The following is a 13,339-nucleotide window of genomic DNA, read 5'->3' on the forward strand; positions in this document are numbered from 1 at the left end:
ACAGGACCACTCTTTCGGGTACGGAAATTCCTCGATACCCTGTCTTTTTAACGGTAGACTACCGGATACTGCTACTTAAAGTTCGCATCTCACCTCACGGGCCCATTCAATATCAGCTACAGTACTCGGCTTCCACCCTCCCGAGCTCGCTTTGACTAAACGCTGATATCTACTCTTCCCGGTCATTGGTTTTCACACATATTTAAATTGTGTTATTTTAATTCTATAACGCATTAAATTATTTGTCAATATATTTTTATGCAAAATAAAAATAATTATGCAAATTAGCTGGTTCTAATTAGTCTTTAATTTTTATCCCATCACTACCTACTATGTCAGTTGTTTCTTGCCATACTTCTCTAATTCGCTCAAGTTCAGTACTTGATAATTCTTCACAATTTAAAAATTTCCCTACAGGCAATATTCTATATTGTGTCTTGCCTTCTTTTTTAAAGACTCTTACCCAAGTAGGAACATAACTTACTTCAGTAATACTTGTTTTATCATTTTTCTTAGTAATAGTGATATTTACAATTACACCACTATCTTGATAGCGATCTCTTTGATTAGATATAAAATTTCCCAATGAATATGCCACAAAAACTTCTTTTTCTTCTCCCTCATCTGTAGTTATTTTCTTTTTCTCCATAGGCTGTATTACATGAGGATGTGTACCCAATATTATATCCGCACCAGCTCTAAATAATTTATCAGTTAAAGTTTTCCTTTCTTCATCAACCGTTCTAGCGTACTCCATTCCCCAATGTAAATACAAGATTACTATATCTGCTCCTTCTTCTTTTGCTCTATTTATATCTTTTAAAATTTTTTCTTCTTCGATATAATTTACCATATATTTTAACTTACCCCTATCAATGTGAACCTCCATACCATTTGTTCCGAAAGTATAAGCAAGTATCGCTACTTTTATACCTTTTTTATCAATAATTAATATTTTTTTGCTTTCTTCCTCATTTCTATAAGTGCCTGCATGAAATAGACCATATTTATCCAAAGCATTTAAAGTATTTACAACTCCAAATTCTAAATTATCTAAGCTGTGATTATTAGCAGTAATGACTACATTAAAACCTGTATACTTTATTGCTGGAATAATTTCCTCTGGTGACCTAAAACGAGGGTATCCAGTATAACCCTTTACGGGAGTACTTATAGTGGTCTCAAGGTTACATATCGCTATATCACTGTCTTTTATGTACTCCCTTACCTCCTCAAAGTGAGGGGTAAAATCATAGCTTCCATCTGGCTTTATAGCACTTTTAGCTTGTGGCATATGAACCATTATATCTCCTACTGCAGTTATAGTAATAGTTTTTATATCTTTCTTCTCTTCTGACAAAGCTCCCTTTGTAGGAATATCAGTACTTGTATAAAAGTTACACCCGCTCATTAAAAATAATAAGAATATCAAGAAAGCTAATATTATAAAATATTTTTTCCTCAAATTAAAAAGCATCAAATCAACTCCAAAGATAATTTTTCATCCTTTTAAAGATTCTCATATTTTTTTATCTTCTCGTCAATTGTAACTCCTTCCGGTTTATAATCAATTTTTACAATAGAGATGACCCTATTTGTACCTTCTTTTATACAAATTTCTTGTGCTTTCTTCACTATCTCTAAAAGTGCATCAAGGTCTCCTTCCATTGTAGTTTCCATTGGCCCTACTACATACTTCACACCTGTACTCTTTATATATTCTATGACTTTATCTACAATTGGATATATATTTTCTTCAGAAACTACAGGCAATACTTGCAGGCTTAAATTGACAATAGGCATTTTCTCACCTCAATATATCCCTAAATTTGATTAAGAGCTTGATCTAAATCCTCTATGATATCATTGTAATCTTCGAGCCCTACTGATATTCTCACCATACTTTCACTCAATCCAAACTCCACAAGTTTTTCTTTTGGATACCCTCTGTGAGTCATAAGGGAAGGTACTTCCACTAATGTTTCTGTATCTCCCAAGCTTACCGCTAACTGACACAATCTTAAATTACTTATAAACTGTCATTTCTCAAATTAATTTAGCCCAAAACCGATAAAATTTTTCAGATTAAATAATCTTGTGATAAAATTAATGCTAAAGGAATTTAAAAAAATTTTTTCAGATTCCTTTAGCATTAATTTTAATTGGAGAGGTTACTTATGCAAATAATTTTCCATGTTGATAACATTGAAGAATATTTACATAAAGGTAAAGATTACAATTTTCCTGACCCACCAGATAGATGTCCTTATCCCGATTGCAAGTGTAGAGTAAAACTAAAAAAGCACGGGTTTTATTACCGTTACTATTTAGATGGACCTAACTGTATAAAAATAGCCATAAGAAGATATATATGTCCTGTGTGTAAAAGAACTCTTTCCTACCTTCCTGATTTCTGTCTTCCCCATTTTCAGTATTCTTTCAATATGATTGTAAAGTCTTTAAAAGAGACACTTACAAGAGAAAAAACTCTCAGTTCTTTCATAAGTGACTTAAAAAGAAACTTTCCCACCATACTATTTTCAAGACAGCATATATATTTTTACACCAAAAGGATAATGAATAATTTAAGTTTTATCATATACGGATTAAGGCAAATAGACCCTTACATAAAGTTATCTGAGACTGACTCACAAAGAGAGAGGGCCAGAGAGATTTTGGACATAATAAGCATTGTACCACTCTTCTCCCAACGGTTTTATGCTCATTGCCAAAAATCATTTCTGGCCTCTCTCACATAATTTTAGCATTAAATCCGAAAGATTTAAATAAAAATTTTGATTTTTTCTTAGCAACATAACTTTTTCCTTTAATGTCCCCCAGGTATGAGCTAAAATTACGATTAAGAAATCAAAAAAGTGAAGGGGGAACATATAAATGCTTGATGAAAAAGCGAGAGAAGCTATAGCATTAAAGAGATTTTCACTGATAAGTCCGGTGCTAAACGGACAGGTAAAAAATCAGAAAGAATATTTTGATGCTCTTTCCGATAAACCTATTGAGATACCTTATCTTGGAATGAGAAGATATACTCCCAAGACACTTAGAGGGTGGCTATATCAGTATTTAAGAGGCGGTATAGAAGCGTTAAAGCCGGGTTATCGAAGCGACAGAGGCAAATACAGAAAGATAAACTTTGAACTTTCAGAGAAAATAAAGCAAAAAAAGCTTGAACATCCTGAAATGCCAAACAAACTTCTTTATGAGACATTGATAGGAGAAGGAATAATCTCACCGGATAAAGTATCCCTTTCGACATTCTATAGGTTTTTGAAAAACATTCCTGTAAAATCTTTAGATAAAGAAAAAGAGGGTAAAACAAAGAGATTTTCCCATGAATTCATCAATGAACTGTGGCAGACTGATGTCATGTATGGGCCATATATTAAAGAAGGTAAAACAAAGAGACAAACGTACCTTATTGCATATATAGATGATGCTTCCAGGCTGTGTACCTATGCTCGCTTTTACTATACCCAGAATTTTTTAGCTTTAAGAGACTCATTTAAAGAAGCAGTGCTAAGAAGGGGAATACCCAAAATGCTCTACACTGACAATGGAAAGATATATAGAAGCACTCAATTTGAATATATATGTGCATCATTAGGTACATCTCTTATTCATGCTGAGCCCTTTTCACCTCATTCAAAAGGGAAAATAGAAAGATTCTTTCATACGGTGAGAATGAGATTTTTAAGCACAATAGATCCTACATCCATAAAGAGTATAGATGAGCTCAATATGATGTTTTTTAAATGGCTGGAGGATGATTACAACCGAAAAGAACATAGCAGTATTGGCATGAGTCCTTTAGATTTTTTCATGTCTCAAATATCAAGGGTAAATATGTGTGGTGACATAGATATGTTGAATGAATGTTTTCTCATAAGAGTAAATCGTAAAGTAAACAAAGATGCCACACTTAAAGTGGAAAATATACTTTACGAAACAGAAGAAAAGTTTAAAGGTATGCGCTTAGAAGTCAGATATGACCCGCAGTGGCTTAAGGATAATACACCCCTTTTACTTTTTCATGAAGGCAAAAAAGTAGGGGAAGCGTATAAGGTAAATTTTCATGATAATGCTAAAATTCCTGTAGAATATATCGAAGACAGAAAGGTTGTAAGCGAAAATGAAGATACTGTGGATTTTGCGGCAAAACCTAATTCCCCAGTAATATCCTTTAATGATATCATTGATTAAAAAAAGAGGTGTTTACAATGTTTACCCAATATTTTGGAATGAAATTTAATCCATTTTCTAAAGAGATAAGTGTAAACGACCTTTACATAAGTGAAGACATTGCTGAATTAAATGCCAGGCTAAAATATTTACAAGAAACAAGGGGTATAGGACTTGTCGTTGGGGAGGCCGGTTCAGGCAAATCTACCGCATTAAGAAAATATGCTGAAAGCCTCAATCGTTCTACATTTAAACCATGTTACTTTGCCCTTTCTACACTCACAGTGAGAGAATTCTATCAAGCATTGGCTATGATTTTAGGCGAAACCCCCTCATACAAAAAAGTAACGCTCTTTCACCAGATACAAAGAGCGATAACAGAACTTTACTATAGCCAGAAGATAACTCCTGTCATAATATTAGATGAAATACAACTGGTTTCTAATGATGTTCTTGAAGATTTGAGAATAATATTTAACTTTAATATGGATTCTCAAAACCCGTATATACTGATACTTTCAGGACAACCACACATAAGAAACAAACTAGCCTTGAATGTAAACAGTGCACTAAGGCAAAGAATTTCTATAAAGTATGTAATGCAAGGGCTAAAAAAAGAAGAAATTCAAGATTATATAAAAACAAGAATGAAAATAGCTGGAGTGATGGATGATATATTTACACCATCGGCATATGAAGCAATATATTCTCTAACAAAAGGGCTGCCAAGGATAATAAATAACCTGGTAACGGCTTCTCTTCTCTATGCGTATTCTAAAAGGCTAAGAGAAATAGATGAAGAAGTAATATACCAGGCACAAAATGAAATCAGTTTATGAGAGTAGTAGCTTTCGCTACTCTCATTTTTTATTATACTTCAATTAACCCAAATTGCCAATAACAGATATTAACATATTTTGGCGGTTATGCTCTTAAAAAGTGAAAAAAATTTTTAATCAGGCTGTGATAATTTGAGAAAAAATACTTTTATGCACTTAAAAAATGCCATTATAATTTGAAAATCTTTGGAGATTTAATTTGAGAATTGACAATAAACTTCTCTAAATTTTTGGTTCCTCCCTCTATTTCAAAACTTATGATAGCTCCGAATCCTCTCATTTGTTTTTTCGCTATTTCATAACCTTTAAAACTTTTAAGACCAGGATACATAACGTTTTTTACTTTAGGATGCGAATTTAAAAAATTTGCTACCTCTATTGCATTTTTTTCATGTTGTCTCATTCTTATACCTAAAGTTTTTATACCTCTCAACATCAACCAAGCATTGAAAGGACTCATTACTCCACCAAATTCACACATATAATCAAATTTTAAATAATGTATATACTTTTCATCTTGGGAAACTGCAACTCCCCCAAGTGCATCACCGTGACCTCCTATATATTTAGTAGCACTATGAACAACTACATCGGCTCCCAATAGAAGAGGATTTTGAAAATAGGGGGTAGCAAAAGTATTATCAACAACAATTTTAATATCTTTTTTATGACATACCCTTGCAACCTCTTCAATATCTATAATAGATAAATTTGGATTAGAAGGGGTCTCAAAATACACAACTTTTGTAGAGTCATCTATACTTTTTTCTAATTCGCTTATATCTGTAAGATCCACTATTTTATAATTTACTCCATATTTAGGCAAAATATTTGTCACCACGTTATAACTTGAACCATAAAGAGTCTTATGAATTATTACATTATCTTTGGGTTTTAAAAGAGAAAATAAAACTGAACTAATAGCGGCCATCCCGGAAGAAAAAGCTACTGCCCCTTTACCATATTCTAACTCCGCTAATCTGTTTTCAAATAATCTTAATGTAGGATTATTACCTCTTGTATAAACATAGTCTTGAGATTGAAAAGACATCACCTTTTCAACATGTTCAAGGTCATCAAAAACAAAAGTAGTCGTCTGGAAAATTGGAGGATTCAAAGCATTTTCAGGGTTTTTCTTAAACTCATTTCCATGAATTACTTTTGTGTCAAACCGATAGTTTTTATTTACTCCCATAGGACTTCCTCCTATAATTTAATCACAATACTCCATATCAATGACATACCGGGTATGCTCTTTAATTATAGCATACCCGGCTTATAAATTTATTGCAATAAACCAGAGAGTATAAATATTATTGTGCTTAATCCCGCTATTATTTGTACACTAAGAGAACCAGTTCCACCTGCTGCAAAACCTGCAGCAAACAAAGCCTGCCCTACTCCTACTGCTGCTGCTAAACCACCAAAAAGTCCTATGATTACTGCAAGCGTCATTATTATTGCAGCTACTCTTGCTTTTGCATCTGGTTTAGAAATATCTTCTTCCTCCATTATATCAGTCCACAATAAATTCCATTTCTTAATTCTTGGATACAAAATTAACAATAAAGGTATTCCTAATACAATTGAAGGAATAGAATTATTTACAGCTATTATAGAAGCTAAAGCCGCAAAAGGAACCATTTTAAGAAGGTCCAAACCCCATCCTATGGTAAGAGCACATGCAAAAGCTCCAATTAATGCTGCTACTATGTATGCAAAAACTTTTCTTCCAGAATTTAAGTTTGGTTCTAAGTCGTCTGCTTTCAACATTCCAAGATTTCTCCAAAGTTTATAAGGGACATAAGCCTGCATAAAGTTTCCTATAAATCCAAAAATACTTCCAACTCCCAGCGTACCAAAGAAATCACCTATTAAATTTCCAAAAGCAGAACCCCATGCCCCTGCAGGTCCAAAGAGTAATCCTAAAACAGGTGGTAAAGTATTAGCAGGTCTTATTTCTGTTATGCCAGGAATGAGGACAAAACCTTTGAAAGGTATTAAAACTGCTGCATATAATCCTGCACTTAAAGCAACTAAAACAACCATTTTAGTATTCTTCCACATGCTAAAAATTTCCTTCATAACTCCAACTCCCTTCTTTTTAAATATTTATTTTTTGCCATCTAACAGTTATACCCAAATAACTTTCCCACCTCCTTCCTTTTTATGAAAATATACCATAAATTTTGTCCTCAACTATAAAAATAATCAAAAATATTATAATTCAATCACTGCTCTATTACAACTACAGTGATTTTGATCTAATTTTTCTTCTAAAAAAACTCTTATAAATGTTTTTATCACTTTTTCTTTGTTCAATTCTAAAGTATCTTTTATTTCATGTAATGTTATACTGCCCTTCATTCCTGTAGCCCAATTTGAAACTATTCCCACCGCAGCATAGCACATTCCTAATTCTTTCGCTAAAATTACTTCTGGAACATTAGTCATCCCTACTACATCGGCACCTAAATTTTTATACATTCTTATCTCTTGTGCAGTTTCAAATCGTGGACCTTCAGTGCATACATAAACTGCATCTCCTTTTATTAATAAGTCTTCTTTTTTAGCAGCATTGTAAAATTTTGCCCTTAAATTGCTACAATAAGGGTCACTCATATCTACATGTCTTACCACTCCATCTTCCCCTTCAAAAAAGGTCAATGGTCTCGATTTAGTGAAATCTAAAAAATCTTTAAGTACTACAACATCCCCTGGCTCATAATTTTCATTAAAAGAACCAACTGCAGCTGTTGCATACACATATTTTACTCCCATTTGTTTCAATGCCATAATATTTGCCCTATAATTTACGAGATGAGGTGGAACTGCATGACCTTTCCCGTGTCGGGGCAAAAAGCCAATTTTTTCCCCTTCAATAGTCACAATATCAATTTCCACTTCTCCATATTTTGTCTCTACCAATTTTTTTGACACCTTTTGTCCTATTTCGTAAAATCCAGTACCACCAATGATCGCCTTTTCCATTTAAAATGTACCTCCTACATTTTGTATTTAACTTTGAAAAATATAGCAATTATCAATACTACAATTGCGATTGCTATTAGTATATAATCTTTAGCTGTATATTTTATTTCCAAATAATTTGTCCTCCTGTCGCTATATCCAAATCCTTTTGATTCTAAAGCCATAGCCAATATATTTGCTTGTCGTATTACAGAAATCAAAACAGGTATTAATAAAGGAATATATTTTTTGATTCTCTGAAGAAAACTACCTGTATCTAAATCTAATCCCCTTGATTTTTGTGCCTGAGTTATAGTGTAACTAGTAGCTACTATCATTGGAACCAATCTAATAGCTGTAGAAAAAGCAAAAGCAGGCCTATAAGGTATGCCTAATTTAACTAAGCCGAGAGATATTTCTTCAATTTTTGTAGAACTTAAAAAAATCATTCCTGAAATTATCATAATATCAAATTTTAATCCTATAGCTATGCCATAAATTATTCCTTCTTTTGTTATTGGCCCCCAAAGGCGAGTAGTTCCTGGATAAGTAAAGGCCCATAACAAAATCGACATAAGAGCAATCATAATTAAAATTACTTGTATGCGTTTAAGATTAGAAAGTACCTTCCCTATATAACCATATACAATTATCACTGCTGATAAGAGTAAAAGAACTGTTAAAGAACTAAACATGAGAGCTATTGCAAAGCTTACAAGCATAACGAAAATTTTTGTACGTGGGTCAAGTTTATGTAAAAAGCTATCTTTATCTAGATACAGAAACATATCCATTTTTTAATTTACCTCCTTGTGCAACTTACCATTTCTTCTACTGACAAAAAAGTTTTACCCAACCTATTACTCATGCTAACAATAGGAGGTGTTTTTAAAAAAAGTTGAAAAAATTTTTCGTCTTCTCTGAATACATCCCTTACTTTGCCATACATTTCTATTTTGCCATCTTTCATCACAGCTACTTTATGAGCGTACTCTGATACAATCCACATTGTATGAGTTATCATCACTATTGTATGGCCACTCTCATTCAATTTTTTCACTAATTCCATCATTCTCTTCTGTTCTTTATAATCTAACCCAGTAGTAGGTTCATCCAGAATAATGACTTTTGGCCTTGCTGCTAAAATTGAAGCCACAGCAATTCTTTGTCTTTCTCCTTTAGATAGTGAAAAAGGATCTTCTTTTTCAAAACCCTCCATATCAACAGCTTTTAATGCTTCACTTACTCTTTCCTTCACTTCTGCTTCAGAACACCCTCTCATACGAGGTCCAAAAGCTATTTCATCATATACGGTATCTGCAAATATTTGATGGTCGGGATTTTGAAAAGCATACCCTACATAATTTCCTATTTCAAATACATTCGACTTTTTAGTATCTTTTCCATATACTATCACACTACCACTGGTAGGTTTTAAGAGACAATTTAAATGTTTTGCCAACGTAGTTTTGCCACTTCCATTATGTCCTAAAAGTGCTAAAAATTCTCCTTCTTTTATCTGCAAGTTAATTCCATCTAATGCTTTTGTACCATTAGCATACACATGCTCTACATCTTTAACATCTATTATCACATCACCATAACTTTGTTCTCTTTCCTCTTCTTTCCTAAGAATTTCATTATACTTATCCTCGTCTATTTTAAGTCCTAATTCTTTAAACCTCTCAATCCCTTCTTCATAAGTAAGTGGTAGTTCTTCTCTTTTTAAAGAAGAAACTTGTAAAAAGTACTTGGGAATTTGCAAAGGCATTATTCCTATTTCTTCCATTAATTCTACTTCTTTGAGAATTTCTTCAGGTTTCCCATCTTTTATAATTCTACCTTTTTCCATTATAATCACTCTATCAGCATTCAACGCCTCTTCCGTTTCATGCTCTATTATAATCAGAGTCAAATCTTTATCTTTATGTAATTCTTTTGCAATATTAAAAATACCTATTTTGCCTATCGGATCTAAATCAGTAGTAGGTTCATCCATACAGATTATACTTGGCATACATGCTAACACAGAACCTATAGCTAATCTTTGCTTTTGACCACCAGAAAGAGTAGAAGGCTGTCTATCTTCAAGTCCTTCTAAATTAACAATTTTTAATATTCTCTCTATTCGTCTTTGTATTTCTTCTCTTTCTACTCCAAAATTTTCCGGACCAAAAGCTATTTCCAACCTTGTGTTTGTAGAAAATAGTTGTGATTCAAAATCTTGAAACACGAGCCCTATCTCTTTTGCCATCTTGCTTACTCTTGTTTCCTTTACTTTTATACCTTTCACTATAACATCTCCGCTATAGTGCCCTTTTGTAAAATGAGGGATGAGGCCATTTAAGCATTGCGCTAATGTAGATTTCCCTGCCCCACTTGGTCCCATAATCACTACAAATTCTCCTTTTTCAATTTCTAAGTTAATATTTTCTATTGCATTTCTTTCTTTTTGGTCTTTATATCTAAAAGTTAAATCCTTTATCACAATCTCCTTTGAATTAACATTTGTTTCAATAACTGACATCCTATCTCCCTCACTTTAGTTTTAATATATTTTCTTTATATGGAGGTTTAATTATCCCTTTTTCTGTTATTATACCCGTGATGTTTTCATGAGGAGTCACATCAAAAGCTGGATTGTATACTTCTATCCCCTCTGGAGCAATTCTAACACCGTTTATATGAGTAACTTCCTCAGGACTTCTTTCTTCTATTATTATTTCTTTTCCGCTCTCAATTTCAAAATCAATTGTACTGGTAGGAGCTACTACATAAAAGGGAACATTATATACTTTTGCAATTACAGATAACATAAAAGTCCCAATCTTGTTAGCAGTATCTCCATTTAAAGCAATTCTATCAGCTCCTACTAATATCACATCTATTTTCCCATCCCTTATTAAAGTAGCAGCAACACTATCAGCAATTAATTTTGCAGGAATTCCTTCTTGTACTAATTCCCAAGCTGTCAACTTACTGCCCTGTAATCGAGGCCTTGTCTCATCAGCGTACACAAATATATTCTTACCACTATAGTGAGCCTCTCTAATGACACCTAAGGCTGTACCATATCCTACAGTGGCAAGCGCTCCTGTATTGCAGTGGGTTAAAATAACAGCATTTTCTTTAATTACTTCGTTACCAAACTTAGCCATTTTTTTATTAGTCTCTATATCTTCTAAATAAATACTATCTGCTTCCTTTTTTAAAGCTTGATATATATCTATTAGTTCTAACTCCTTGTTTTTCTCTATAACTTTCTTCATCCTTTTTACTGCCCACATAAGATTTACAGCTGTAGGTCTCGAGTTTGCAATAACTTCTAAGGCCTCCTCTATTTTTTCAAAAAATATTTCTCTATCTTCTTTGAGAAATTCTTTAGCTGCCAGCACAACACCATAGGCTGCTGCAGCACCAATAGCAGGAGCCCCTCTTACTACCATTTCTTTTATAGCAAAATTTACATCCCTATAAGTTTTGCATTCAAAAATCTCATAACTATTAGGTAATTTCCTTTGGTCAATTAAATACAAAACTTCGTTTTTAAACTCTATTGATTTAATTTCTTTCATTTTTTCACCTCGTCCTCTTCATTATTTTCGCAGATCTATAACTGCTTTTAATTTATTCTTTTTTGAAAAAGCCTCTTGATATTCCTCTAAAGAATAGATGCCACTTATCAAATAATCTGTAGAAATCAATTTTCTCTGGAGTAGTCTCAGGGCTGCTTCCATAGGTCCACACCGCGTACCTACCATTTTTATTTCATTAACAACCCAATCAGTGGGACTCAGAGTAGCAAGGAAATTGTAGGTACTTTTTAATATAATAGTACCTGTAGGTTTTACTAATTCTTGAGCTAATTGCAAACCTCCTTCATTTCCTGTACATTCAATAGCAATATCAAATTTATTTTTTAAACTTAGTCTATCTAAATTATCTAGTAAAATAATATTTGCTTTACTTTTTAGGTAATCCAGCTTTTCTTGATGCTTCCCTACCACATATAAATTAGCCCCAGTAAGAGCAACAACTTGAGTAATAAACTGTGATAATTTACCATCCCCAATTATTATTACTTTATCAGTGGGTTTTACGTGATACATCTCAATAATTTCTAAAGCTGCAGCAATAGGTTCCGTAAAAACTGCTTCTTCATCTTTGATTTCATTTGGTACAATATAAAGGTTTTTATTTGGCAGCGTAAGATATTCAGCAAAAGCGCCATCCTTATCCTTTATCCCTAATACTTTTCTATTACGGCAATGGTGGTAAAGTCCAATTCTACAAAGGTCACATTTACCACAGGCTATATTGATATCGCCTACTACTCTTTTTCCTATTAAATTAGGGTCATCAGATTCCTCTACTATTCCTACAAATTCATGGCCTAATATTCCCTTAAAATTCTTGTATCCTTTCATTATCTCAATATCTGTATTGCAGATAGAAGCCAACACAACTTTAATCAAAGATTCGCCTTTTTGGGCCTTAGGCTTTTGCAAATCAGTCCGCAGCTCTAACTTGCTATCAAAATGCAAGCCCCTCATTCTTATCCCTTCTTCCAACTTAATTTACCGACTTCGTATAACTTTAAATTTAAATATTTTTGGATCAAAATAATCTAAAGAATAAAATATAGTCCTTCCTTCTTTGTCATAATGTAATTGATAAAGCAACAAAAACAGGGAATTTTTATCTACACCTAAATATTGAATCATCTCTTCAGTAGGGAAAGTCGGTATAATTTCTGAAATGGCATATTCAATAATTATTCCAAACTCCTTTTCCATGTATTCAAACAGGGATTCAAAATTAATTTGATCAGGTTTTTTGTTACCAAGTATTTTTTTCGCAACTGTATCTACTAAAAAAGCAGCAGGTTTGCCATCAGCCGTTCTAATTCTTTTAAAAGTAATCACCTTTTCCTTTGGTTTAAGATTTAGTTTTTTCACCATATCTTTTGTAGGTATAGTTTCCTCAATACTAACCCATTTTGTTCCCGGCTCATATCCAAATTTTCTAATAATTTCTGTTATGCTATCCAAATATTCTAATCCACTCTTTATCTGTATAGGCTTTTTGTTTACAAAAGTACCCTTACCTTTAATTTTATATATTATCTTTTCCTGTTCTAAAAGGGCCAAAGCCTCTCTTATAGTATATCTACTAATCTTGAACATTTTTGTCAGTTGACTTTCCGAAGGTAATTTATCATCTGGTTGTAAATTTTCTTTTTCTATGTACTCCAATATTTTTTTCTTTACTTCTTGGCTTAAAGAAACAGACTTCTTACTTTTTCTAAACTCTGTCATACTATCCTTCCT

At 32.9% G+C, this 13,339-nt stretch carries 13 protein-coding genes, 1 pseudogene and 1 other annotated feature (1 of these 15 running past the window's edge); of the genes and pseudogenes, 3 read left to right on the forward strand and 11 right to left on the reverse strand.

Annotated features, from left to right (window positions below):
• Positions 1–195, reverse strand: a binding site (T-box leader) (it extends 103 nt beyond the left edge of the window).
• A gap of 103 nt (positions 196–298) precedes the next feature.
• The 3 genes and pseudogenes from TETH514_RS09425 to TETH514_RS12395 form a co-directional block, all read right to left on the reverse strand.
• The gene (locus TETH514_RS09425; protein WP_009052488.1) at positions 299–1,477 is read right to left on the reverse strand and encodes a CapA family protein; all 1,179 of its coding nucleotides are present in this window, start codon (positions 1,475–1,477) and stop codon (positions 299–301) included.
• Positions 1,478–1,509: 32 nt separating this feature from the next.
• On the reverse strand, positions 1,510–1,803 hold the full coding sequence (locus tag TETH514_RS09430) for a thiamine-binding protein (RefSeq protein WP_003867682.1): 294 nt from the start codon (positions 1,801–1,803) through the stop codon (positions 1,510–1,512).
• A 20-nt stretch (positions 1,804–1,823) separates the two neighbouring features.
• Positions 1,824–2,039 (reverse strand): annotated as a pseudogene (locus TETH514_RS12395) (PLP-dependent transferase); the annotation flags it as partial.
• Positions 2,040–2,177: 138 nt separating this feature from the next.
• Between TETH514_RS12395 and TETH514_RS09435 the strand changes: the two are divergent.
• From TETH514_RS09435 to TETH514_RS09445, 3 genes are all read left to right on the forward strand, one after another.
• Positions 2,178–2,759: a DUF6431 domain-containing protein gene (locus TETH514_RS09435; protein ID WP_003870792.1), complete on the forward strand. Its 582-nt coding sequence runs from the start codon at positions 2,178–2,180 to the stop codon at positions 2,757–2,759.
• A 136-nt stretch (positions 2,760–2,895) separates the two neighbouring features.
• Entirely contained in the window at positions 2,896–4,221 is a 1,326-nt protein-coding gene (locus tag TETH514_RS09440) for an IS481 family transposase (RefSeq protein ID WP_009051794.1), read from the forward strand.
• Positions 4,222–4,238: 17 nt separating this feature from the next.
• Complete coding sequence (locus TETH514_RS09445; RefSeq protein ID WP_009051793.1) at positions 4,239–5,039, forward strand: ExeA family protein; 801 nt, start codon at positions 4,239–4,241, stop codon at positions 5,037–5,039.
• Positions 5,040–5,208: 169 nt separating this feature from the next.
• On the opposite strand, the gene TETH514_RS09450 is transcribed toward TETH514_RS09445, so the two are convergent.
• From TETH514_RS09450 to TETH514_RS09485, 8 genes are all read right to left on the reverse strand, one after another.
• Positions 5,209–6,234: a PLP-dependent aspartate aminotransferase family protein gene (locus TETH514_RS09450; RefSeq protein ID WP_012268745.1), complete on the reverse strand. Its 1,026-nt coding sequence runs from the start codon at positions 6,232–6,234 to the stop codon at positions 5,209–5,211.
• Between the two features lie 89 nt (positions 6,235–6,323).
• The gene (locus TETH514_RS09455; protein ID WP_003867680.1) at positions 6,324–7,124 is read right to left on the reverse strand and encodes a QueT transporter family protein; all 801 of its coding nucleotides are present in this window, start codon (positions 7,122–7,124) and stop codon (positions 6,324–6,326) included.
• A gap of 135 nt (positions 7,125–7,259) precedes the next feature.
• Entirely contained in the window at positions 7,260–8,030 is a 771-nt protein-coding gene (locus TETH514_RS09460; protein ID WP_003867679.1) for an S-methyl-5'-thioinosine phosphorylase, read from the reverse strand.
• A gap of 14 nt (positions 8,031–8,044) precedes the next feature.
• Complete coding sequence (locus TETH514_RS09465; protein ID WP_003867678.1) at positions 8,045–8,803, reverse strand: energy-coupling factor transporter transmembrane protein EcfT; 759 nt, start codon at positions 8,801–8,803, stop codon at positions 8,045–8,047.
• 8 nt (positions 8,804–8,811) lie between these two features.
• Complete coding sequence (locus tag TETH514_RS09470; RefSeq protein ID WP_003867677.1) at positions 8,812–10,536, reverse strand: ABC transporter ATP-binding protein; 1,725 nt, start codon at positions 10,534–10,536, stop codon at positions 8,812–8,814.
• A gap of 10 nt (positions 10,537–10,546) precedes the next feature.
• Positions 10,547–11,584 carry an S-methyl-5-thioribose-1-phosphate isomerase gene (mtnA, locus tag TETH514_RS09475; protein WP_003867676.1) on the reverse strand — a complete coding sequence of 346 codons (1,038 nt, stop codon included), beginning with the start codon at positions 11,582–11,584 and terminating at the stop codon, positions 10,547–10,549.
• Positions 11,585–11,605: 21 nt separating this feature from the next.
• Complete coding sequence (locus TETH514_RS09480; RefSeq protein ID WP_003867675.1) at positions 11,606–12,562, reverse strand: alcohol dehydrogenase catalytic domain-containing protein; 957 nt, start codon at positions 12,560–12,562, stop codon at positions 11,606–11,608.
• 24 nt (positions 12,563–12,586) lie between these two features.
• Positions 12,587–13,327, reverse strand: coding sequence for a GntR family transcriptional regulator (locus tag TETH514_RS09485; protein ID WP_009052489.1), 741 nt, complete (start codon positions 13,325–13,327; stop codon positions 12,587–12,589).
• Positions 13,328–13,339 lie beyond the last annotated feature (12 nt).

This window comes from Thermoanaerobacter sp. X514, from assembly GCF_000019065.1.
Lineage (GTDB): Bacteria > Bacillota > Thermoanaerobacteria > Thermoanaerobacterales > Thermoanaerobacteraceae > Thermoanaerobacter > Thermoanaerobacter pseudethanolicus.